This is a genomic window from Bradyrhizobium rifense (assembly GCF_008123425.1).
Classification (GTDB): domain Bacteria; phylum Pseudomonadota; class Alphaproteobacteria; order Rhizobiales; family Xanthobacteraceae; genus Bradyrhizobium; species Bradyrhizobium rifense.
Genome location: NZ_VSSS01000060.1, coordinates 1 through 22200, shown reverse-complemented (window position 1 = coordinate 22200; position 22200 = coordinate 1). Strand labels below are relative to the sequence as shown.

19 protein-coding genes and 1 tRNA gene are annotated in these 22200 nt (G+C 62.2%); 16 read left to right on the top strand and 4 right to left on the bottom strand.

The window, feature by feature from the left end; translation table 11 throughout:
- Positions 1-4 precede the first annotated feature (4 nt).
- Together FXB40_RS35135 and FXB40_RS35130 are read right to left on the bottom strand one after the other, a co-directional pair.
- A complete protein-coding gene (locus tag FXB40_RS35135) occupies positions 5-1390 on the bottom strand; it encodes a sensor histidine kinase (protein WP_148776866.1) in 1386 nt (461 codons plus the stop codon).
- 60 nt (positions 1391-1450) lie between these two features.
- Complete coding sequence (locus FXB40_RS35130) at positions 1451-2131, bottom strand: response regulator transcription factor (RefSeq protein WP_148776865.1); 681 nt, start codon at positions 2129-2131, stop codon at positions 1451-1453.
- Positions 2132-2537: 406 nt separating this feature from the next.
- On the opposite strand from FXB40_RS35130, the gene FXB40_RS35125 reads away from it, so the two are divergent.
- The 8 genes from FXB40_RS35125 (at position 2538) to FXB40_RS35090 (ending at position 10514) form a co-directional block, all read left to right on the top strand.
- Complete coding sequence (locus FXB40_RS35125) at positions 2538-3470, top strand: NAD(P)-dependent oxidoreductase (protein WP_187437359.1); 933 nt, start codon at positions 2538-2540, stop codon at positions 3468-3470.
- A 403-nt stretch (positions 3471-3873) separates the two neighbouring features.
- Positions 3874-4119 carry a hypothetical protein gene (locus FXB40_RS35120; RefSeq protein ID WP_148776863.1) on the top strand — a complete coding sequence of 82 codons (246 nt, stop codon included), beginning with the start codon at positions 3874-3876 and terminating at the stop codon, positions 4117-4119.
- Positions 4120-4458: 339 nt separating this feature from the next.
- On the top strand, positions 4459-4896 hold the full coding sequence (locus FXB40_RS35115) for a hypothetical protein (protein WP_148776862.1): 438 nt from the start codon (positions 4459-4461) through the stop codon (positions 4894-4896).
- 301 nt (positions 4897-5197) lie between these two features.
- Positions 5198-6214 carry an aldo/keto reductase gene (locus FXB40_RS35110; protein WP_283812982.1) on the top strand — a complete coding sequence of 339 codons (1017 nt, stop codon included), beginning with the start codon at positions 5198-5200 and terminating at the stop codon, positions 6212-6214.
- Complete coding sequence (locus tag FXB40_RS35105) at positions 6211-6648, top strand: cupin domain-containing protein (RefSeq protein WP_148776861.1); 438 nt, start codon at positions 6211-6213, stop codon at positions 6646-6648. Before FXB40_RS35110 ends, FXB40_RS35105 begins: the two co-directional genes overlap by 4 nt.
- 25 nt (positions 6649-6673) lie before the next feature.
- Positions 6674-7324, top strand: coding sequence for a 2Fe-2S iron-sulfur cluster-binding protein (locus tag FXB40_RS35100; protein ID WP_148776860.1), 651 nt, complete (start codon positions 6674-6676; stop codon positions 7322-7324).
- Positions 7321-8301, top strand: coding sequence for an FAD binding domain-containing protein (locus tag FXB40_RS35095; protein WP_148776859.1), 981 nt, complete (start codon positions 7321-7323; stop codon positions 8299-8301). Before FXB40_RS35100 ends, FXB40_RS35095 begins: the two co-directional genes overlap by 4 nt.
- 11 nt (positions 8302-8312) lie before the next feature.
- Positions 8313-10514 (top strand): xanthine dehydrogenase family protein molybdopterin-binding subunit, encoded by a 2202-nt coding sequence (locus FXB40_RS35090; protein ID WP_148776858.1) that lies wholly within the window; start codon positions 8313-8315, stop codon positions 10512-10514.
- 488 nt (positions 10515-11002) lie between these two features.
- On the opposite strand, the gene FXB40_RS35085 is transcribed toward FXB40_RS35090, so the two are convergent.
- The gene (locus FXB40_RS35085) at positions 11003-11278 is read right to left on the bottom strand and encodes a hypothetical protein (RefSeq protein WP_148776857.1); all 276 of its coding nucleotides are present in this window, start codon (positions 11276-11278) and stop codon (positions 11003-11005) included.
- A 218-nt stretch (positions 11279-11496) separates the two neighbouring features.
- On the opposite strand from FXB40_RS35085, the gene FXB40_RS35080 reads away from it, so the two are divergent.
- The 7 genes from FXB40_RS35080 to FXB40_RS49515 all read left to right on the top strand — a co-directional run bounded on the left by FXB40_RS35080 (position 11497) and on the right by FXB40_RS49515 (position 19612).
- Positions 11497-12681: an efflux RND transporter periplasmic adaptor subunit gene (locus FXB40_RS35080; protein ID WP_148776856.1), complete on the top strand. Its 1185-nt coding sequence runs from the start codon at positions 11497-11499 to the stop codon at positions 12679-12681.
- A complete protein-coding gene (locus tag FXB40_RS35075) occupies positions 12678-15791 on the top strand; it encodes an efflux RND transporter permease subunit (RefSeq protein WP_148776855.1) in 3114 nt (1037 codons plus the stop codon). Before FXB40_RS35080 ends, FXB40_RS35075 begins: the two co-directional genes overlap by 4 nt.
- A gap of 165 nt (positions 15792-15956) precedes the next feature.
- Entirely contained in the window at positions 15957-16739 is a 783-nt protein-coding gene (tetH, locus tag FXB40_RS35070) for a thiosulfate dehydrogenase (RefSeq protein WP_148776854.1), read from the top strand.
- A gap of 9 nt (positions 16740-16748) precedes the next feature.
- The gene (locus FXB40_RS35065) at positions 16749-17729 is read left to right on the top strand and encodes a substrate-binding domain-containing protein (RefSeq protein WP_148776853.1); all 981 of its coding nucleotides are present in this window, start codon (positions 16749-16751) and stop codon (positions 17727-17729) included.
- Positions 17730-17749: 20 nt separating this feature from the next.
- Positions 17750-18940: a TQO small subunit DoxD gene (locus tag FXB40_RS35060; protein WP_148776852.1), complete on the top strand. Its 1191-nt coding sequence runs from the start codon at positions 17750-17752 to the stop codon at positions 18938-18940.
- Positions 18941-19256: 316 nt separating this feature from the next.
- Complete coding sequence (locus tag FXB40_RS49520; RefSeq protein ID WP_246208164.1) at positions 19257-19406, top strand: hypothetical protein; 150 nt, start codon at positions 19257-19259, stop codon at positions 19404-19406.
- Entirely contained in the window at positions 19403-19612 is a 210-nt protein-coding gene (locus FXB40_RS49515) for a PAS domain-containing protein (protein ID WP_246208161.1), read from the top strand. Before FXB40_RS49520 ends, FXB40_RS49515 begins: the two co-directional genes overlap by 4 nt.
- A 450-nt stretch (positions 19613-20062) precedes the next feature.
- Here FXB40_RS49515 and FXB40_RS35050 read toward each other — a convergent pair.
- Positions 20063-20137, bottom strand: a tRNA-Gln gene (locus FXB40_RS35050).
- Between the two features lie 252 nt (positions 20138-20389).
- Here FXB40_RS35050 and FXB40_RS35045 point away from each other — a divergent pair.
- On the top strand, positions 20390-22168 hold the full coding sequence (locus FXB40_RS35045) for an acyl-CoA dehydrogenase family protein (RefSeq protein ID WP_148776851.1): 1779 nt from the start codon (positions 20390-20392) through the stop codon (positions 22166-22168).
- Positions 22169-22200 lie beyond the last annotated feature (32 nt).

Genomic DNA, 22200 nt, shown 5'->3' with positions numbered 1-22200 from the left:
TCGATCATCCCTGCGGCAGGTTCGCTCCATTGGCCTTGTCAGGGCAGGCGATCTCGATGCGCCCCCCGGGACCGGGATGGACGACCAGCCGGAAGCCATGCAGCTTGATGATCGCCGCCACCAGGCTAAGTCCGAGCCCGACACCCGGTGTGTTGCGCATCTTGTCGGAACGGTAAAATCGTCGCAGCACGACTTCACGATCCTGTTCGCTGATTCCCGGCCCCGTATCGGTCACGCGCACGATGGTTTCCCTGTCACCCCGCAAGAGGTCCAGGCCGACTTTTCCGCCGACCGGCGTGAACTTGATGGCATTGTCGACGAGATTTGCCACAGCCTCGAAGAGCAGATCCCGGTCACCCCAGACGTGCAGCTTGCGGCCGATATCCGCGCCAAGCTCGATGCTCTTGTCCTCCGCAATCGGCTCGTAAACGTCGCATACCTCCCGCAGGATCTCATGAAGCGCAACATTGCCGAACCCGGCTGAACGCCGGCTGTTCTCAATCTCCGTCAGTCGCAGCAGCGCGGTGACGATCGCGAGCGACTGATCGATGCCTCCGATCGCCTTGTCCGCCACGGCCTGAAGTTGCTCCACGGTGATTGCGTGCGTACGCCCGCGCTCCAGAGACAATCGGGCCCGTGTCAGCGGAGTTCGCAGATCGTGCGCGATATCGTTGCCAACGCCGGCCAGCGCATTGATCATCGTCTCCATTTCATCGAGCATGCCGTTGACGATCACGGCGAGTCTGGAGAACGGATCGTTGACATTGCGATGCGGAAGACGCTCACGCAGATCACCGGCGATGATGCGCTGAACCCGCTGATTGACCTCCTCGACCCGCCTTTGGGAACGTACGCTCAACCAGGCACCGGCCAACAAGCAAACGCAGAGCGCCGGCAGCAGCCCCAGCATGAGGGCTTGCCCCACGACCCTCGATATCTCGCCGGTCTCGTCGACGTTCCGTCCCATGACGAGGACGTCGCCGTTTTCCAGACGCCTGCCTACCGCCCGAATCAGCGGATCACCACCCTGCAATTGACCAACTGGCGCGACCCTCGCAGCTTGCGACGCTCCGTCGACCCGGAAGTCCTGCGGCATCCGTGCGAGATTGCCAGCAAGCCGATTACCGGCAGAATCAAACAATCCCGCATACTGGACGCCTCGGGAATCCTGGCTGAGATGGTCCGATATTGCATCAACGCGGCGGTCCTGCGGCAGGACCGCAATGAAATTGAGCTGTTGGGCGATCATGCGATCGGATCGCGTGATCAGATAGCCGTCAATCTTCCAGTAGATGAAACCGAACATCGCGATCATGAATATGGCGAATACGGCCGCGACCGCCGAGGCCCAGCGGAAGGTGTTCGAGCGTATCAATTGGAGCTGGCGCATCGATCCCGCCGGTTGCTGTTCGGACCTCATTCGATCGCCAGACGACGGCGCTGGCGGCGCCTATTGCTGCGCTCGCAGAATGAACCCGGAGCCCCTGACATTGTGAATCAACTGGAGTTCCCCAGCGCCGTCGACCTTGTGCCGCAGCCGGCCCATATGCACGTCGACCAGATTGGTTGTGGCCGGGACGAACTTGTAGTTCCAGACCTCTTCGAGCAACATCGCACGCGTCAGCAATTGATCACTTCGCCGCATCATGTATTCGAGGAGGCGGAATTCGCGTGGCAGCAGATCGATCTCCCGTTCGCCGCGCCTGGCGGTACGCTCGATCAGATCGAGCTCAAGAGGACCAACCCGCAACGTCGTCCCACGGCTGTCGGCAGGACGACGAAGCAGGGCCTCTATTCTCGCTATGAGCTCCACGACCGCAAAGGGCTTCGTGAGATAATCATCGCCACCGCTCCGTAAGCCCCGCACCCGATCGTCGACGGCGCCGAGCGCGCTCAGCACTAGGACTGGGGTGCTAACCTGCTCCTTGCGCAACGCCTCGATGATTGTAAGCCCGTCCATACCGGGTAGCATGCGATCGACGATCAGGACATCAGGCTGCAGCGCACGGGCCTTGTCGAGGCCGTCAATTCCGTCCGACGCCCACTCGACCTCAAACCCGAGCTCGCTCAGCTCGGCCACGATCTCCTCGGCCGTTCCGCCGTCGTCTTCGATCAGAAGAACCTTCATCATCAGCTCGATCTCAGGTATTCCAAGGTGCCCAGCTGGTCGGCGGGAAATCATATGCTCGCTTACTGGCAAAGTCATAGGCCCCGCTCAAATAGCCGACTTAGAATGAGCCGGACCGCGCTACCCCACTGACTCGGCGTAGCGCCGCCCGCTCCGGATGATCAGGCCGCCTTGGCAAAGCGCGGCAGGACTATCGACGAGAGACATAACCACCCTTCCGAGACAGCGCCATTAAATAGCGATTTAAGGACCTTGGGTGATCCGGAGGCGCCCCGGGCGGGACATATGTCGCCCCGCGACACGGCTGTGCTGGCACCCCCGCTTCTCCCAACATTGAAATCGATTTTAAACGACATCCTTCGACCGGATGCCTACGTTCCCGGGTACGCAATCGAGAGAACGAGCCACCATGCTGGACGATGTCGACGAACCGGGTACGAATGGCAATCCGCGAGTTGATGCGCTGATGTCCTCCAAAATCGGATTCATCGGGCTTGGCCTGATGGGTACAGCCATGGCGGCCAATCTCGCGGCCGACGGTCGCAACGTGTGCGCCTATGTACGTCGGCCGGAGCGCATCAACGAGCTCCAGGCGCTCGGAGTAGCGGCAACGACTCGTCGTCCGGACCTGTTCGACAGCGACATCATCGTCACCATGCTGCCGGATGACGCCGCCGTGCGGAATGTCTTCTTTGGAACATTCGGAATATCGGATTCGTTGCGGCCTGGCGTGATCCATCTGTCGATGAGCACCATCAGCACCGAGGCCTCGGCCGAGTTTCTGCTCGAGCATGAACGTCGCGGTCAAGGCTACGTTGCCGCCCCCGTGTTTGGCAATCCCGACGCCGCGCGTGCCCGCCAGCTGACTGTCATCCTGGCAGGCAACCCCGCTGCGTGTGAACGTTGCCGACCAGTGACGGATTCGCTAGGGCAGACTTTGGTCATCGGGACGGACCCCGCGCAGGCCAATCTGATCAAGCTGCTCGGCAATATGATGACGGCGACCGCTCTCGAGGTCCTCGGAGAGATCGTGACCGTCCTGCGGAAGCGTGGACAGGATCCTCAACAGTTCGTGGACATCATGACCGGCACGATGTTCGACAGCCGCGTTCACAAAAACTATGGCAGCCGGCTTATTGCCGGCAGTTTCAAGCCAGGGTTGACCATGCCGCTGGCGCTCAAGGACGTGCGCCTGGCGCTGGCCGAGGCGGAGCTGGCCGGCGCTCCCATGCCATCGGTCGGGGTCGTCCGCGACCGGTTGATCACCGGGATCGCGCGTGGGCATGGCGGACTTGACTGGACGGCACTCGGAATGGTGGCTTCAGAGGAAGCGGGATTGTAGGCCTGCCAGCCCGCGCGGCTCGGCAACATCGCCTCAACGCGGCGCTCGACGTGAGGACTCAACGGAGAGCCGCCGCGTGGCCGATCTCCTTCCATTCAATCTATCTTCCCCCTTCGACCTGCGCTCTCGATAAGGTCTACGCGACCGCCTGCACCCTCCAAATATGAAACTGTAGAACCTGGAAGTCGCGCGATCGCACGCGCGACTGTCGCGCGCATCGCGATAGACGGGGTTCTGGCAAAACGCGCATCGATACCGATCGACGTCACTTCGCGCATGTCCGAGTCACGCTCCATTGAAGCCACGTGAATGTTTCGTGCGTTTGGCTGATCCGTGATCCATCCCATCTGGTCGGACGGGCCGCTCCTTGACTCGGCCCGCTCTTTTTCAACGGAGAAGCTCAATGACGAATCTCAAACTTCTGTCGACTGGACTGATTGCGGTGGCCATGCTTGCGACGCCCGCCATGGCGCGTGAAAGCGTCAGCCTCGCTCGCCATACCGCTGTGGAAGCCAATGCCGCTGCGCCGGAAGCGCCGTTCTATTCCGGTGACCGTGCCTGCGTTCCGGCGCCGCGCGTCGGCGCCTTTGCAACGGCGCCGTGGACCGGCAACAACGTCCCCTGCGAACCGGGCACTGGCGCGTTCTGATCTGCGGACTGCGGTTCGGCTTGTTCGACTGTTCTTGTTGCGCCTTGGCACTTGTGACACCTGGTCGATCAGCACACCGACAAAGAGCGGGCTGGACTCTCTTCCAGCCCGTTTTTTGTTGAACGTTCTCTGCGGCAGAAAGCGTCAACCGCGTGCCTCTTTGGTCTCGCAGTGTCTCGACTTGCCGCGAGCAGGCGGTACTCCGGTCTTTGTGAAGGCAATTTGAATGGCGCGGCTGACACGCGTCCCTACTCTTTCAAGCATCGCAAACGCCTGGCCACGCAGCAGCGTACGGATGCCGCGCTGACCGGTGAACATTCAAATACGAGGAGTATCCCGATGAAACGAGTGATGATGATCCTGGCTACGGCCGCGCTTGCCTCCGCACTGGCTGTCGGCGCGGCGGATGCACGGGGCGGCGGCGGAGGTGGTGGCGGTCACGGCGGAGGTTTCGGCGGTGGCGGACACATGGGCGGTTTCGGCGGCGGCGGACACATGGGCGGTTTCGGTGGAGGCGCGCACATCGGCGGTATCGGCGGCGGTGCGCACGTGGGCGGCTTCGGCGGAGGCGTTCATGTCGGCGGCATGGCAATGCGCGGCGACATGGGTCGGATCGGTGACGATCATCCCCATCCGTATGGCACGGGTATCCATGACCACGCCATGAATCACTACGGCAGATACCGGCCGGGTTACGGGTACTACTATGGCGACCCCGACTGCTACGATTGGTACGCCTTGCATCCCGATCAGCCGCTGCCGCTAAGCTGCAGCTAGTGACCTGGAGCTCCCTGCCTTCGGTCCGGATCCGCTTGCGTCATCCGGACCGACGGCAGCCCCATTCCGGGGCGTCAATTCAAAGTGACGACTCTGAAGTCCAATTTAATAGCGACGCATCGCCAGCGGCAATACTTCGGACCTATCAAGTCGTCCACTCAAAACGCCGCAGGCGTGCAGTAGCAGCCGCGATGTCCAGACACAGCAGGTGTCCGATCAGAGCATCGAGATCGGTTCGCGCGACCCTCCCCCGGCGTCATCTCATGCAATCAGGTGCGCGCAGACAAGACAGGAGTAAGCAATGAAAGTCGCCCCGAAAAGAAACATGGAATACATCGACATTCCCGGCACATCCATCCGAGCATCTCGCATTGCGCTCGGGACTTGGGCGATCGGTGGCTGGATGTGGGGCGGAACCGACGAAAGCGATGCAATCAGAACCATCCAGGAAGCGCTCGATCGCGGAATCAATCTCATCGATACAGCGCCCGTCTACGGATTCGGCCGCTCGGAAGAAATCGTCGGAAAGGCCCTCGTCGACGGTCGCCGCCAGAACGCCATCATCGCCACAAAGGTCGGGCTCGACTGGAGGAACGGCCAACCGTTCCGCAACGCGCGCAAGGCCCGAATCATCGAGGAAGCCGAGGGCTCTTTGCGCCGGCTTCGGACGGATGTCATCGATCTCTATCAGGTGCACTGGCCTGATCCGCTGACGCCGATTGCCGAAACTGCCGAGGCGGTCAGCGCGCTGCACCGCGACGGCAAAATTCGGGCGGTCGGCGTCAGCAATTTCAGCCCGGCGCAAATGGATGAATTCCGCAAGGTCGCGCCACTTCATACGGCTCAGCCGCCCTACAATCTGTTCGAACGCGCAATTGAACAAGACGTGCTCCCCTATTGTCAGGAGGTGAAGATCGCCCTGCTGGCTTACGGCTCGCTGTGCCGCGGCCTGCTGTCCGGGAGCATGTCCACATCGAGCCGCTTCACCGGCGACGACCTGCGGAAGAACGACCCCAAGTTTCGATCGCCCCGCTTTCAGCAATATCTCGACGCCGTGGAGCGCCTCGACCAGTTCGCACGGGAACGCTTCAACAGAGGAGTGATCCATCTGGCGGTGCGCTGGGTACTCGATCGTGGCGAGCGGAACATCGCGCTGTGGGGCGCCCGGCGCGCCGAGCAGCTTTCGCCGATCGCCGACGTGCTCGGGTGGCGGATCGATGCTGAAGCCATGGCCGAAATCGATCGAATTCTTCAGGAGACGATCAAGGATCCCATCGGTCCCGAATTCATGGCACCTCCGGATCGGGAGGCGGCATGATGGACACGCGATCTGCAATCCAAATCGTGAGCCGAGACCGCTTCGACGCGACGACGGCCCAGACATCAGGCTCCCATCGCTTCGCCGCGATCGGACCGTCGCTGGGCATCAACTCGTCAATCTGGGGCGGCCTCTTCGAAGTTGAGCCGGGCGCACGAACCGGAATCCACCACCACGGCGAACAGGACACGATCGCATTCGTCCTGTCAGGCCGTTGCGAAGTTCGCTGGGGCGACAAGGGTGAATTCTCTGCACGCGCGAAGGCCGGCGACTTCATTCACGTCCCTGCGTTTCTTCCGCATATGGAGATCAATCCCTCCCAGCTTCTTCCTTTCCGGTGGGTCGTGGTGCGCAGCACGCCTCTACCTATCGTCGTCAATCTGCCGGACGCGACCTGGCCATGGGCGAGGCGACCTAACCCCGACAATCTTTGATTTGCCCTGCAAACACGGAACAGACATGGAAGATACACACGCCATTTTTCCAACCGCGGAGGTCACGCGCCGGACGGTTATCGAGACCGGCACCACCGCGCTCCTGTTGAGCAGCCTTCCACGAGGCGCGCTTGCCTCCGGGACCGGTCACGTTGACCCCCTTCCCACGTCAATCGCACTTCGGGTCAACAGCCACCTGCACAATCTAACGCTCGATCCCCGCACAACCTTGCTGGACGCCTTGCGCGAGCATCTGGCGTTCACCGGCTCGAAGAAGGGATGCGATCACGGCCAGTGCGGCGCCTGCACCGTTCTGGTCGAGGGACGTCGCATCAATTCATGCCTTACGCTAGCAGTCATGCACGATGGCCACTCGATAACCACGGTTGAAGGACTTGCTTCCGGCGAAGAACTGCATCCCATGCAGGCCGCGTTCGTCGAGCATGACGGGTTTCAGTGCGGCTACTGCACTTCGGGCCAGATCTGCTCAGCAGTGGGCATGCTCGCGGAAAGTCGCGAGGGTGTGCCGAGTTACGTGACCGCGGATCTCACCCAGTTGGCTGCGGAGCTCAGCGACGATGAAATTCGTGAGCGGATGAGCGGCAATATCTGCCGCTGCGCGGCCTACCCGAACATCGTCGCGGCGATCAGGCAGGCAATGGGAGAACAGACATGAAAGCCTTCTCCTATGGGCGCGCGCAATCGGTCACGGATGCCGCTATCGCAGCGAACAAACCCGGCGTCAAGTTCATTGCCGGCGGCACCAACCTGCTCGATCTCATGAAGTTGCAGGTGGAGACCCCATCGACCCTGGTCGACATCAACCGGCTGCCGCTCGGCAAGATCGAAGAGACCTCGGAAGGCGGCTTGCGTATCGGCGCGTTGGTCCGCAACACCGACCTCGCGGCAGATCCGCGGGTGCGGCAGCACTACGGCGTGCTAAGCCGTGCCCTGCTCGCCGGCGCGAGTGCTCAATTGCGCAACAAGGCGACGACGGCCGGCAATCTGCTGCAGCGGACGCGCTGCTACTACTTCTACGACGTCACAAAACCCTGCAACAAGCGTGTACCCGGCTCGGGCTGTTCTGCGCTCGCCGGCTTCAACCGCATCCATGCGATCCTGGGGGGTAGCGAGGCGTGCATCGCGACCCATCCGTCGGATATGGCCGTTGCCATGCGCGCGCTCGATGCAAAGGTCGAGACGATTGACCATGAAGGCAGAGCCCGCACGATCCCGATCGCCGACTTCCACCGGCTTCCAGGCCGCACGCCACAAATTGAGTCGGCTCTGGGTACGGGCGAGATCGTCACGGCCGTGACGCTGCCTCCGCCGCCTCCGGGCACGCAGGTCTACCGAAAGGTGCGCGACCGCGCGTCCTACGCTTTTGCGCTGGTTTCGGTGGCGGCCATCGTCGATAGCGTTCGCGGCCGAATTCGCTCGGCGCGGCTCGCGTTCGGCGGGCTTGCTCCCAAGCCGTGGCGCGTCACCGCCGCCGAGCAAAGTCTCGCGAATGCAGTTGCCGGCGTCAATTCGTTCGATGCAGCCGCGGACGCGGTTCTCCAGGGCGCGCATGGCGTCGGCTCCAACGATTTCAAAATTCCGCTGACCCGCCGCACCCTGCATGCCGTGCTCGGCGAGATCACCCGTATCTGAGGAACATCAAAATGGACATGGATGCACCGGTTGGGGCCAATGCGCTGGATGCCGAGAAGGTCGTCGGCAAATCGCTCGATCGTGTCGACGGACGACTGAAGGTCACCGGCGGTGCACGCTACGCCTACGAGATGCAACAGGACGCACTCTACGGGTTTGTCGTTGAAGCTTCGATCGCAAAGGGCGAGATCGCCTCGATCGAAACGCTCGCGGCCGAGCGGGCGCCAGGCGTCAAACTCGTCCTCACCTATCGCAACTCTCCCAAGCAGGGGACCGGCAATCATCGCGAGGCCCATCCCGTGCTCACGGGCCCTGTCGTGTCCCGCTACGGCGAGCCCGTCGCGTTCGTCGTTGCCGAAACATTCGAGCAGGCCAGGGCCGCCGCGTTTCTGGTCAACGTGCGGTATGATCGGGACGGAGGACACTACGCTCTGCCCCAACATCTCGACCAGGCCCGCGTCCCGCACCAAACGGACGGTGCACCGGCCGACAGCGAAGTCGGAAATTTCTCGGACGCGTATGCGGGCGCGCCTGTGCAGATCGATGTGTCCTACAGTACCCCGCTGCAAAGCCACGCGATGATGGAGCCGCATGCGACGCTCGCGATGTGGGACGACGACAAGTTGATCCTGCATACGGCGAACCAGATGCTGAATCAGGGCCAGCAGGCCATCGCCAGGACGTTGAACATCCCCATCGGAAACGTTCGGCTGGTCAGCCCCTTCATCGGCGGCGGCTTCGGCGGCAAGCTATGGGTGAACGCCGATGCCATTCTTGCCGCAATCGCTTCACGATACCTCAAGCGTCCCGTCAAGGTCGCGCTCACGAGGCAGCAGATCTTCCATGTGACGACGCATCGCTCTGACACCATCCAGCGCATCCGCCTCGGTACCGACCGCGACGGCCGGATTGTCGCGATCGGCCACGACGTCTTCTCCGGCAACTTTCCGTCCGAACAGGTCTACGAGGCTGCCGCGCTTCAGACCCGTTCCCTCTATGCCGGCCCCAATCGGCTGACGCGGCATCGCCTGGTGCCGCTCGACATTCCCGTCGCATCTTCCATGCGCGCGCCCGGCGAGGCGGTCGGCCTGCTCGCGCTGGAGTGCGCCATGGACGAGCTTGCGGAAAGGCTGAAGCTCGATCCGATCGAGCTGCGAATCCGGAATGAGCCCGCCGAGGATCCTGAAAAGCACATCCCCTACTCCAGTCGCAATCTGGTTGCCTGCATGCAGGAGGGCGCACGTCGGTTCGGCTGGGACAAGCGCAATTCGATCCCCGGTCAGGTTCGGGACGGACACTGGTTGGTCGGAACGGGCATGTCTGCCGGAACCCGAGGCAATCCCCTCCGGTACTCGAGAGCCAATGTACGGCTGGATCCCGATGGATTGGCCACCGTGAAAATGGCAATGACCGATATCGGCACGGGGACCTACACGATCCTGGCACAGATCGCCGCCGAGATGCTGGGATTGCCGATTGAAAGAGTGCGGGTTGATCTCGGCGATACGATCTTTCCGGAAGCAGCCGGCTCAGGCGGCTCGTTCGGCGCGGCGAGCTCCGGATCGGCACTGTTCGACGCGTGTCAGGCCTTGCGCGAGAAACTGGCGGTACGGGCCGGCATGGATCCCAATACAGCGCGTTTTGGCGACGGCCACATTGCAACGGCAGAGCGCTCTGTCAGCCTCACAGAACTTGTCGGTTCCGGAATTGAAGCCGAGGGCGAAATCAGCCCGGGCCGCAACAATCAGGACTTCTCTCAGCAATCCTATGGCGCGCATTTTGCGGAGGTTGGCGTTGACCGGGATACCGGAGAAGTGCGCTTGCGGCGAATGCTGGGCGTATTCGCTGCCGGACGCGTGCTGAACGCAAAGACGGCGCGCTCGCAAGCTATTGGCGGAATGGTGTTCGGCGTCGGCGCGGCCCTGCACGAGGACCTCGTGCTCGATCCTCGCTTTGGCTACTTCGTCAACCACGACTTGGCCGAGTACCACGTGCCGGTGCATGCGGATATCCCGCCGGGCGTGGAAGCCATCTTCCTTCCGGAGCTGGACGAGCGCTCCAATCCGCTGAAGAGCAAGGGGATCGGCGAGCTCGGGATCTGCGGTGCCGGAGCGGCGATCGCCAATGCGATCTACAACGCCTGCGGCGCAAGGATCAGGAGCTATCCGATAACACTCGACAAGATTCTTACCCATTTGCCGACACAGGCCTGAGCATTTGTCGCACGCTATTGATCTGCGCCGCGCTTGAAAGACGAAGCGACCCGCCTCGGCGGGTCTTTCTCTTTGTTCCCTTTGGGATTGCCGCTGCCCGAGACCGATGTCACGCGAATTTCGTGCAAAACCGCAAGGGCATTCGTCAGCGATCGTTAGGTTCATTTCACCGCTTCTTTGCAATGGAGCACACCCGTGAGATATCGCTTGATCGCCGCCTGCCTTGCCTTCCTCGCGAGCGGTGGGGCGCTTGCACAGGTGACAGGGATGGCGCTCCCGACTCCGACGGTGGGAGCGACTTCCCCGCTTGGCAGCAACATGGGAGCGGCGATTTCGCCCTTGGGGATCGGCCTTGGTGCAACCGAACTTCCTTCATCAGGCATCAGCCCGGCCCCTATGGTCACCAGCAGCATCGCCATTCCCTCCACCGGCACTGGATGCTCAACCCTCGGTCTCTCGCCGAGCGGAATGTACGGCTCGACGTCGACCTATGACGGCGGCGGAATGGCGATGGCGGGATCAACAACGGCCGCCGGCAGCGCGGCCGGGAATACAGCAGCCTCGATAGATATGTCGTCCGGAATAGCGGCGACCTCGTCGATGTCGACGATGACGCCAGGTTCCGGGATGTCGACCACATCGGGCACGCTCGATACCGCCGGCATGTCGGGCATGTGCGGCTCCGGCTCGAGCAGCTTCGCCGCATCCTCAAGCCCGAGTTCGACGGCCCCGACAACGCCCGGCGGCAGTCCCAAGACCGGCATTCCGCTCGACTCAACGGAGATCGGCAATCTCGGTGTTAGCTCTGCGACACTGCTTCCCGCGCCGGCAGCACCGCTAGTGACGGGTAGCATCGCGCCGACGGTGCCGACTGTAACCGCCCCCGCCACGGCGCCCGCTTCGATCGCCACACCTTGATGCTCATCCTCTGCATCCGCATCCTCAGGCGGCTACTGAGCTTCTGCCTTCCGGAGCAACATCCATGAAAACGAAGATCGTCATCTCAGCCGCCGTATCGGCCGTGGTCATTGCGAGTGCCGGCCTGCTGCACCTTACGCACCTTGACCCCTTGCAGAAGGCCGCCGCTGCACCGGCTCCGGCGCCAGCTGTTCCGATCGTCGCCGGCACCGTCGCCCGGCATGACGTCCCGATCTATCTGACCGGCGTCGGCACTGTGATCGCCTACAACACCGACATCGTGCGCGCCCAGATCCAGGGGCAGATCATCAGCATCAACTTCACCGAGGGCCAGCAGGTCCATGCTGGCGATCTGCTCGCACAGATCGATCCGCGGCCTTACCAGGCTTTGATCGATCAATATGCCGCCAACCTGGAACGCGATCAGGCACAACTCGCAAATGCGCGCGCCAATCAAGCCCGTTACAACCAGCTCGGCGACAAAGGCTGGGCCACGCCGCAATTGATTGAAACGCAAAATGCGCAAGTCAGCCAGCTGCAGGCGGCGATCAAGGCCGATCAGGCACTGATCGACGCCGCAAAGGTGCAGCTCAGTTTCACGCGGCTTACGTCTCCGATCAATGGTGTGGTTGGCATTCGTCAGATCGACATTGGCAATATCATCAGCCCGTCAAGCACGAACGGCCTCTGCGTCGTGACTCAGCTTGATCCGATCTCGCTGATCTTCACCCTGCCGGAGACCGCTCTTCCGCAGATCCAGCAACAGCAGCGGAAAACGAAAACACCTCTTTCCGTTCTGGCCTACAACCAGGACAATACGATTCGGCTTGGCGAGGGACAGCTCGGACTCGTCAACAACGAGATCCTCCAGACCACCGGCTCGATCCAGCTCAAGGCGAACTTTCCCAACAAGGAGAGCAGCCTCTGGCCCGGCGAGCTCGTCAATGCACGACTGCTGCTCGATACACGGCACAACGGCCTGACGGTCCCCGCCTCCGTCGTCCAGCAAGGACCGAACGGGCCATATGCCTACGTCGTCAATTCGGACGACACGGTCTCCATCCGCCAGATCAAGGTTGCGCAGATCAGTGACGGTCAGGCGCTGATCGATTCCGGTCTCGAAGCCAACGAGCAAGTCGTGACTGACGGACAATACAAGCTGCGGCCGGGAACGCGCGTCGTCCTGCTGCATGGCAAGGCCGCTCAGGAAGCCGCCGCCCAAGACGCTTTGCAGGCACCCATTCCATGAACATCTCCGCACCCTTTATCCGGCGGCCGATCGCGACCGCGCTGCTGATGATCGGATTGTTGGCTGCCGGGCTTGTCGCCTATCCGTTGCTGCCGGTGGCTGCACTGCCGAACGTCAACTATCCGACGCTGACCGTCACCGCACAGATGCCTGGCGCCGACCCGCAGACGATGGCCTCCTCGGTCGCCTCGCCGCTCGAGCTCCAATTCGGGGAAATACCCGGTCTCACGCAGATGACGTCGGCGAGCGCACTCGGTTACACCCAGGTCACGCTGCAATTCGACTTGAACCGCCAGATCGACGGCGCTGTCAGCGATACGCTCTCGGCCATCAACGCGGCCAGCCCGTATCTGCCCACCGGCATGCCCTATCCGCCGACGATCCGGAAGGTCAATCCGGCCGATACGCCGATCCTCGTGCTGGGTCTCACCTCGGACAGCCTGCCGCTCACCACGGTCGACGCGTATGCCGAGAACATCCTGCTGCAGAAGATCTCGCAGGTTCAGGGCGTGGGCCTTGTCGGCATCGGCGGCCAGCAGAAGGCCGCAGTGCGCGTCCAGGTCGATCCGCAGGCGCTGGCCGCACGTGGCATCAACCTGGAGGATGTTCGTACCGTTCTTGGCCAGGCCAACGTCGATTTGGCTAAGGGAACGCTCAACAGCCCACGCCAGACCTATACGCTCAACACCAACGATCAGCTGTTCCATCCGGATCAATATGCCGATCTGGTCATTGCCTATCGTAACGGATCGCCCGTTCGCATTCGCGACATCGGACGCGCCGTCAGCGCTGGCGAAAACGATCTGATCGCGGGCTGGTACAACAACAAGCGCGCCATCTTGCTCTCCGTGCAACGGCAGCCTGGGGCCAACGTGATCGAGACAGTGCAGCGTATCAAGGCGATGATGCCGACCCTCCAGGCGTCGATCCCGGCCGCCATCAAGGTAAAAGTCATTTCAGACCGCACCCAGACGATCCGCGCTTCGGTTGCGGACGTGGAGTTCACGTTGCTCCTGACGATTGCCCTCGTCGTGATGGTGATCTTCATATTCCTTCGCAGCTTCTGGGCAACCATCATTCCAGCCGTCACGGTGCCGCTCTCCCTGATCGGCACTTTCGCGATCCTCTACGAAATGGGCTATAGCCTCGATAATCTCTCGCTGATGGCGCTGTCGATCGCCGTCGGATTCGTCGTCGACGACGCAGTCGTCGAAATCGAGAACATCACGCGGCATATCGAGGAAGGCCTGTCCCCATACGACGCAGCGATGAAGGGATCCGGCGAAATCGGCTTCACGGTGATGGCGATCACGTTCTCGCTGATCGCCGTCTTCATTCCGCTCTTCCTGATGAGCGGCTATGTCGGCCTTCTGTTCCGCGAATTCGCAATCACCGTGAGCGTCGCGCTGATGCTTTCCCTGGTGATCTCCAGGACCCTGACGCCGATGATGTGCGCTTACCTGCTCAAACCCGAGAGCCATGAGCACGGCCGCCTCTACCGCTGGTCCGAGCGCGGCTTCGACCTGCTGCTCAATGCCTACGAAGCTGGTCTGAAAGTCGTGCTGCGGCATCGCTTCATCACCTTGATGGTGATGATCGCTACCATCGTGGTGACCGGATATCTCTATGTCATCATTCCAAAGGGCTTCTTCCCTCAGCAGGATACCGGCCTGATCCTGGGCCAATCCGAAGCCGCCCAGGACATCTCGTTCAACGCGATGGCTGAGCGCCAGCAAGCCATGCTCGATGCGATCGTGCGAGATCCTGCCGTTGCATCGGTGGGCTCGGCGGTCGGCGCCGGCGGCGGCACCTACACCGTCAACGACGGCCGCGTATTCATCCAGCTCAAGCCGGCCGACCAGCGCGATCCGATCGGCAAGGTGATCGCACGACTTCGAACCAATCTTGCCAACATCCAGGGCATCACGCTCTACATGCAGCCCGCGCAGGACATCACCGTCGGCGCGCGGCTGAACAAGACCCAATTCCAGTACACCATGAACGATGCCGATCACGGCGAGCTCAGCCATTGGGCGGGTCTGTTTCTCGACAAGATCAAGGCGCTGCCCACTGTCGCTGACGTCACCACCGACCAGCTCAATGCCGGGCCGCTGCTTGACATCACGATCAAGCGCGAGGTCGCCTCGTCCTATGGCATCCTGCCGTACACAATCGACAACACGCTCGACGACGCATTCGGTCAGCGGATCGTCTCGACGATGTACACGCCCCTTCAGCAATATCATGTCGTTCTGGAGGTCAACCCGAAATTCCAGTATGGGCCCGAAGCGCTCAACGGCATCTACATCAAATCGTCAAGCGGGCAGCAGGTGCCGCTATCGACGCTGGTCGATTCGGTGGTGAAGGTCTCGCCGCTCGTCGTGAACCACCAGGGGCAATTTCCCTCGGTGACGATCTCGTTCAATCTGGCGCCCGGAGCCGCAATCGGTGAGGCGGTGAGCGGTATACAATCCATTGAAAAGGAGCTGCATCCGCCGCTGTCGCTGCAGACGAGCTTCCAGGGCAACGCCCAGGCGTTCGGCGCCTCGCTGAAGAGCACTCCGATCCTGATCGCCGCGTCGCTGTTCGTGATCTATCTCATCCTTGGCGTGCTCTATGAAAGCATCATTCATCCGATCACGATCATCTCCACGCTCCCTTCGGCAGGCGTCGGGGCGCTGCTGCTGCTGATGGCCGCTCATTACGACCTGAGCGTGATCGCGGTGGTTGGAATCATTCTGCTCATCGGTATCGTCAAGAAGAACGGCATCATGCTGGTCGATTTCGCCATTCAGGCCGAACAGACCGACGGCCTTACACCGGAGCAATCTATCTACCAGGCGTGCATCAACCGTTTCCGTCCCATCCTCATGACGACGATGGCAGCGCTCCTTGGCGCCGTGCCGATGATGGTCGGCACCGGCGTGGGATCGGAGATCCGTCAACCATTAGGCTACGCGATCGTCGGTGGCCTCGCATTGTCGCAGGTGCTCACGCTCTACACCACGCCAGTCGTCTACCTCTACCTCGATCGGTTACAGAATTGGCTATTCGGTGCGCGACGGCATCAAACTGCGTCATGCGACATCCCTCCGGCGCCTGCCGAGTGAGCGAGGACAACGCCAATCGTATCGTATTCATCGAATCTCGTGATCGGAACGATCTGAAAATTGCGTTGGTGTGCCATCGCGACGCTCCTACCTCATAGACAGCAAGGCGGACCTTTCGAGCAATGCTCGATCGGTTCACCAGCAAGCAACTTGAGGAGATACTGAATGACGCTCGATAGCTCACGGCGCACCGCCCTTGTCAGCTTAGGCGCGTTGGTGGCCGGGACCGCTGCGCTTGCAGCCGGTCCCTCGCATGCGGCCACGACCGCGCAGATCATCCCGCCCGGTGCCCAAGAGCTCGCCGATTTGATGGGCCGGCTACGCCGCGCGCCGCGCCGACGAGATTTCAAGACAGTGCCCATGATTCTTCAGCAATCCGCATTCTGGGATAGCGACGCGCTCAAGGAGATCATCGCTTATCGCGGCACGCGCAAGCAGGTGTGGGACAACACCAATCTCGCGGGCCCCTGGCTCAACTTGATGCGCAACTCGATCAATGCGCAGATCTTTTCCTTCGCACACAAAGACTTTCTGGCGGTCTCCGCAACGCATGGCACGGCGCACCTCGCGTTGTTCGACCAAGCGATGTGGGAGAAGTATGAACTCGCGACGCTGACCGGCAACGGCTTCAAGACCAATACACTGGCGATGCCGAAGTCGGCGCCGAGCGCTTTCGCGCAGAGCGAGGATCCCGATAGCGTATTCGGGCCGGTCGGCGACACCATCCCAGCGCTGCAGGAGCGCGGCGCGGTCTTCCTGGCTTGCCACAACGCGATCTGGGAAGTGACGGCAAAGCTGATCGCCTCCGGCAAGAATCCGGATCATGCCCCGCACGAGGCGGTGGCTGCCGAGCTGACCAACCACCTCATCGATGGCATCGTGCTGACTCCCGGAATAGTTGCGACGATTCCGGAGCTGCAGCAGGCCGGCTTTCACTACGCCACGTGAGCAGACCAAATGCGCAAGGCAGCCCTCACCGCGGCACTTGCCGCCGCCCTCCTCCTGCCGCTCGCCGCGCGAGCCGCGGAACGGGTCGAGAACGACTCGATCTTTCCTCCCTGGCAACACGGGGAGAACAACGACGCCACGCAACGGGGGCTCTCGTTTACGGTTCTGGAAGTAGACGATCTCGCTGATTTCCATGGCGACGTATCCGACCCGAAGCTCGTGCTGTATGTCGGCGGCAATTACTTCTTCGCCATGGCACCGCTGGTCGCGGCGTTTGAGCAACAGCATCCCGAGTTCAACGGCAAAATCTATTGGGAAACTCTTCCGCCCGGCGTCCTCGAAAAGCAAATCGTGGCTGGCGGGACCGTTACCTCCGGCAACATGACCTGGACGGCGAAGCCGGACGCCTATCTTGCGGGGCTCAAAAAGGTCCAAAGTCTCATCGATCGGGGCCTGTTGACAGGTCCGGCCGTTTCCTACGTGACCAATTCCCTGACGATCATGGTGCCGTCCGGCAACCCCGGCCATGTCGAGACTCTCTCCGATCTGGCGCGGCCCGGCCTTCATGTCGTGATGCCGAATCCTGAATTCGAAGGTATCGCCCACCAGATCGAAGCCTCATTGAAGAAGGCGGGCGGCGAAGCATTGGCGGCGACTGTATACAAAGCCAAAGTCGCCGACGGCGGCACGGTTCTGACCCAGATCCATCATCGGCAGACGCCGCTCTTCCTGATGCAGGGGCGCGCGCAGGCGGGCGTGACCTGGCAATCGGAAGCGGCCTTCCAGGAGCAGGTCGGCAATCCAATTACCCATGTCGACATCCCGTCGGCGCAGAACACAACGGCGATCTATGCCGGTGCCGAAGTGCGGAACGCGCCGCACCCGGAGGCGGCGCAGCTTTGGCTTTCGTTCATCCGCTCGCCCGCGGCGCTCTCGATCTTCGAGCGATACGGATTCAAGCCGTTCGCGGGCACTACATCGGCGGGCTGATCGAACAAGGAGAAGCACTTATGGCCACTCTGTCCCTCACATCTGCTTCCAACATCGCGCGTCCGGTTGACAAGGCCGCGGGCCTAACCGACGCGCAGCGCTCATGGCGAACGGCTTCGCTCGCCATGATGTCAATCCGCGTCATCCAGGGCTTCATCTACTGGGGCGGCGGATCCCGGCGTTTCATCTACGCGCCCTCGAAGCTCAACCCGGACGCGCCCACCTGGATGGCAAACAAGTTTCAGACCGCAATGCCCGGGGCGCTGTTCGGGACCGATCATCTGATCAGCTTCATGCTGCATCACTTTTGGCTGCTCTATACCGGCGTGATCCTGTTCAGTGCCGCCGAACTGATCGTCGGCGCGATGCTGATGGCGGGACTTATGACCCGCGCGGCTGCTTTGGTGTCGATAGGGTTTTCGGTGCTGCTGATGGCGATGTTCGGCTGGCAGGGCGCGACCTGCATCGACGAATGGACCATGGCCGCCTGCAATCTCGCGATGGGCGCAACACTGCTGCTAGGCGGCAGCGGCGCTTACTCTATCGACAACGTCCTGATCCGGCGCGATCCCGCGCTCGCAGGGAAACGCTGGTTTCGGTGGACGGCCGGAAGCCTGCCGCTGCCGCTCAAGGACATCGCGTTCCGCAATCTCGCACTTGCCGTGCTTGGCTTTGTCCTGGTGTTCGACATCGGCACCTACAGCTACTATCGCGGCTCGGTGGTGACGCCTTTCCATGGCGGGCCGGTCAGCCCGACAAAGCATCATCTCACCGTTAGCGATGCCAGATTTTTGCCTGATGGCTCCGTTCGCTTTCACGTCTATCTCGATGCCGGCACGCCGGAAGCGCCTGTGCATGTCGTTGCAGCCGATCTGCTCGATGCGGGCAATCAGCCAGTCGCACATTACGACGACGCCGCCCTCTCGGCCTTGCCAAACGCCGCTTTCGCCAACGATTACGCCTACAACAAGTTCGCGCCTGGTCCCTTCGGGATCCGGGCACCGATGGGAGCGGCTGCGTCGGTGACACTGCCCCCGCCTGCGTCTGCCGCCGCTCTTCAGGCGAGATCGCTCCGGCTCACAGACGTCGACGGACACCCCTTCTCGGCGAGGCTCGATCGGGCAGTCACCAATAATTCCAATGCTCAAGGAGGCCAACGGCATGCCCCATCACGCAATGACGATCTCGCGGGTGTCGGGCGTTCCGGATGACGGTCAACCGCTATTTCGGCGACATCGCACTGAAGAATTGCGATGCAATCGTGTTGCTGGTTCGGCGGGTCGCGGAGCTTGCCTACGTAAAGCATGGCGTATTGGGAAACACCGACGCTCTCGGTCCCATCACTGGCATAAGATTGCCCAAATTCCTCGATGGCGCTTGGCGCAAAGCCATGGTGGTGCAGGTGTACGGATGCGTTTGCGTGGCGCGTGGCGTTTGTGAAGTTCGGAAACGGACGTCAACGGGGTCGCGACATCTGCAATCCGCGAGCAACTGCTGTCCGATTCCGACGGGTCGCCGCATCCCTACATGCTGCTGGATCCCGGACCTGGCCTGCAGATCGTGGACATCAACGCCGCCTATGCCAAAGCCACGCTCATCGTGCGGGAGAGCGTGCTGGGGCGATCCCTCTTCGAGGTGTTTCCCGACAATCCGGATGATCCGCACGCCGACGGGTGAGCAACCTCTACGCCTCGCTACGCACGGTGGCGCAGACCGGCCGCGCGCATGCAATGGCCGTGCAGCGCTACGATACCCGCGATCCGGACGGCCCCTTCGTCGAGCGCCGCTGGCAGCCCATCAACTCGCCGGTTCACGACGAAGACGGACGAGTGGTGTTTCTGCTGCACCACGTCGAGGACGTGACGGATCAAGTGGCGCCCTGAGCGCGCCGCCTCGGTCCGCCCGGTTCGCCTAGCACCTTGCCGCTTGTGCTGTTGACGAAGTGCAGCGACGTGCAGGCAGGGCATCGCATTGCGACGTGCGAGTCCTTGGGTCTCAGGAAGTGCAGGGTCGACATCGTTCCGGGCGGCCAAGGAAAAGAAGACCACGCGATTTGCAGCTGGAGCACCGCTGTAATTCCGCACGAGCGTCTCATCTCGACCGGTTGTCCGATTTGTTCGCCGTCGCACCCTATTCTACGATGAGGGCACAACAGACCTGCCCGAGCAGCTTCCGCGGCATATGTTGGGATGAAAGCCGCGGAGATAATCCAGCCATGGTCGCGCCGTTCAGCTCGATTCTCGACCCAGCCTAACAATCCCTGTTTCCAAACGCGCCGCAAAGACCTGACTGGAATAGAGCTGCTTACCTAACGGACTCAACAGCTTGTCCGCTGGCTGGGGCGGGAGGGATCGAACCTCCGAATGGCGGAATCAAAATCCGCTGCCTTACCGCTTGGCTACGCCCCATCAGGCGACGAGGGGAACGGCGGACGAACCGGCACCCGCAGATTCCCTCTGGTCGCAGCCGGTCTATAGGGAGCGGCGCAGCATTTCAACCGCCTGGAGGGGCAAAATACCGCGGGGCCAGGGCCGGCCCGGCCACACTCTATTATAAGCCCGATCCCTGCTCGATCCCTGCCCGGCCCCGGCCCTCCCGCCCATTGAGACCTCCGGCGTTTCATGGGAATACGGCGCCAAACCTGTCCTCGGGAGTGAGCCATGACCTACCGCGCGCCGATCTCTGACATGCTGCTGTCGCTCAACCATGGCGCCGGCCTCAAGGCCGCCCTGGAAGCCGGCCATTACGGCGATTTCGACGCCGACATCGTCTCCGCGGTGCTGGAAGAAGCCGGCAAGTTCGCGACCGACGTGCTGGCGCCGCTCAACAAGGTCGGCGACGAGCACGGCATCAAGCTCGACGACGGCAAGGTCACGACCGCGCCGGGCTGGCCGGATGCCTACAAGCGCTGGATCGAGGGCGGCTGGAATGCAGTCTCGGGGCCGGAGGATTTCGGCGGCCAGGGCCTGCCGACCGCGATCAACGCCGCCTGCACCGAGATCTGGAGCGCCTCGAATCTCGCCTTCGGCCTCTGCCCGCTGCTGACGGCGTCCGCGATCGAGGCGCTTGATGCACATGGCAGCGAAGAGCTGAAGAAAATCTATCTCGAAAAGCTCGTCACCGGCGAATGGACCGGCACGATGCAGCTCACCGAGTCGCAGGCGGGCTCCGACGTTGGCGCGCTGCGCACCCGCGCCGAGAAGCAGGCCGACGGCACCTATCGCATCAAGGGGACGAAGATCTTCATCACCTATGGCGAGCACGACATGACCGACAACATCGTGCATTTCGTGCTGGCGCGACTGCCGGATGCGCCGGCCGGCACCAAGGGGATTTCGCTCTTTCTTGTTCCTAAGTTCATGGTCAGTGAAGACGGCTCGCTCGGTGCGCGCAACGACATCTTTGCGAGCGGGGTCGAGCACAAGCTCGGCATGCACGCCTCGCCAACCTGCACCATGACCATGGGCGATCATAGCGGCGCGATTGGTTTCCTGATCGGCGAAGAGAACCAGGGCATGCGCTGCATGTTCACCATGATGAACCAGGCCCGCCTCGGCGTCGGCCTCGAGGGCGTCGGCGTCGCCGATCGCGCCTATCAGCAGGCGCTGGCCTACGCCCAGGAGCGCAAGCAGGGCCGCGCCATCGGCAAGAAGGGCGACGGGTCGGATGCGATCTTCGCGCATCCCGACGTCAAGCGCATGCTGATGCGGATGCGAGCTCAGACCGCGGCCGCGCGCACCATCTGCTATGCGACTGCGGTCGCGATCGACGTCTCGACGCGCGCAAAGGACCCCAAGGTGCGGGCAGATGCCGCCGCACGCGCCGCGCTGTTGACGCCGATGGCGAAGGGTTACTCCACCGATGTCGGCAACGAGGTCGCCTATCTCGGCGTGCAGGTGCATGGCGGCATGGGTTTTATCGAGGAGACCGGCGCCGCGCAGCATTATCGCGATGCGCGCATCACCGCGATCTATGAGGGCACCAACGGCATCCAGGCGATCGACCTCGTCACGCGCAAGCTTGCGGCCAATGGCGGGGCGTCGGTGTGGGCGCTGCTCGACGAGCTTTCAGCTACCGTCAAGCAGGTCGAAGCCTCGAACGATCCCGCTTTCGGCACCACCGGCGTGAAGTTGCGCGAGGCGCTGGAGTCGCTGACGCGGACGAGCAAGTGGCTGCTGGAGCGCGTCACGTCTGCGCCGAACGAGGCGCTCGCCGGCGCGACGCCGTATCTCCAGCAGTTCGGCGCGACGCTCGGCGGCTGCATGCTGGCCTCCGAGGCGCTCGCCGCCAAGGCCGACGGCAATACCGAGGCCGCGCGCTACGTCTCGCTCGCGCGCTTCTTCGCCGAGAACATCACCGTGCAGGCGGGCGCGCTCGAGCGCACCGTGACGGAAAGCGCGGAGTCGGTCGCGGCGGCGGATGCGGTGCTGCTGGGGTAAATGCCGCGACGCGTAGGGTGGGTTAGTCTTAC

Excerpts from the sequence above, each read along its gene's own strand:
- FXB40_RS35100 (WP_148776860.1), top strand. The coding sequence starts at position 6,674 with ATGGAAGATACACACGCCATTTTTCCAACCGCGGAGGTCACGCGCCGG.
- FXB40_RS35105 (WP_148776861.1), top strand. The coding sequence starts at position 6,211 with ATGATGGACACGCGATCTGCAATCCAAATCGTGAGCCGAGACCGCTTC.
- FXB40_RS35130 (WP_148776865.1), bottom strand. The coding sequence starts at position 2,131 with ATGATGAAGGTTCTTCTGATCGAAGACGACGGCGGAACGGCCGAGGAG.
- FXB40_RS35065 (WP_148776853.1), top strand. The coding sequence starts at position 16,749 with ATGCGCAAGGCAGCCCTCACCGCGGCACTTGCCGCCGCCCTCCTCCTG.
- FXB40_RS35060 (WP_148776852.1), top strand. The coding sequence starts at position 17,750 with ATGGCCACTCTGTCCCTCACATCTGCTTCCAACATCGCGCGTCCGGTT.
- FXB40_RS35120 (WP_148776863.1), top strand. The coding sequence starts at position 3,874 with ATGACGAATCTCAAACTTCTGTCGACTGGACTGATTGCGGTGGCCATG.
- FXB40_RS35075 (WP_148776855.1), top strand. The coding sequence starts at position 12,678 with ATGAACATCTCCGCACCCTTTATCCGGCGGCCGATCGCGACCGCGCTG.
- FXB40_RS35080 (WP_148776856.1), top strand. The coding sequence starts at position 11,497 with ATGAAAACGAAGATCGTCATCTCAGCCGCCGTATCGGCCGTGGTCATT.
- FXB40_RS35085 (WP_148776857.1), bottom strand. The coding sequence starts at position 11,278 with ATGCCGGTCTTGGGACTGCCGCCGGGCGTTGTCGGGGCCGTCGAACTC.
- FXB40_RS35135 (WP_148776866.1), bottom strand. The coding sequence starts at position 1,390 with ATGCGCCAGCTCCAATTGATACGCTCGAACACCTTCCGCTGGGCCTCG.
- FXB40_RS35125 (WP_187437359.1), top strand. The coding sequence starts at position 2,538 with ATGCTGGACGATGTCGACGAACCGGGTACGAATGGCAATCCGCGAGTT.
- FXB40_RS35045 (WP_148776851.1), top strand. The coding sequence starts at position 20,390 with ATGACCTACCGCGCGCCGATCTCTGACATGCTGCTGTCGCTCAACCAT.
- FXB40_RS35110 (WP_283812982.1), top strand. The coding sequence starts at position 5,198 with ATGAAAGTCGCCCCGAAAAGAAACATGGAATACATCGACATTCCCGGC.
- tetH (WP_148776854.1), top strand. The coding sequence starts at position 15,957 with ATGACGCTCGATAGCTCACGGCGCACCGCCCTTGTCAGCTTAGGCGCG.
- FXB40_RS35115 (WP_148776862.1), top strand. The coding sequence starts at position 4,459 with ATGAAACGAGTGATGATGATCCTGGCTACGGCCGCGCTTGCCTCCGCA.
- FXB40_RS35090 (WP_148776858.1), top strand. The coding sequence starts at position 8,313 with ATGGACATGGATGCACCGGTTGGGGCCAATGCGCTGGATGCCGAGAAG.
- FXB40_RS49520 (WP_246208164.1), top strand. The coding sequence starts at position 19,257 with ATGCTGCTGGATCCCGGACCTGGCCTGCAGATCGTGGACATCAACGCC.
- FXB40_RS35095 (WP_148776859.1), top strand. The coding sequence starts at position 7,321 with ATGAAAGCCTTCTCCTATGGGCGCGCGCAATCGGTCACGGATGCCGCT.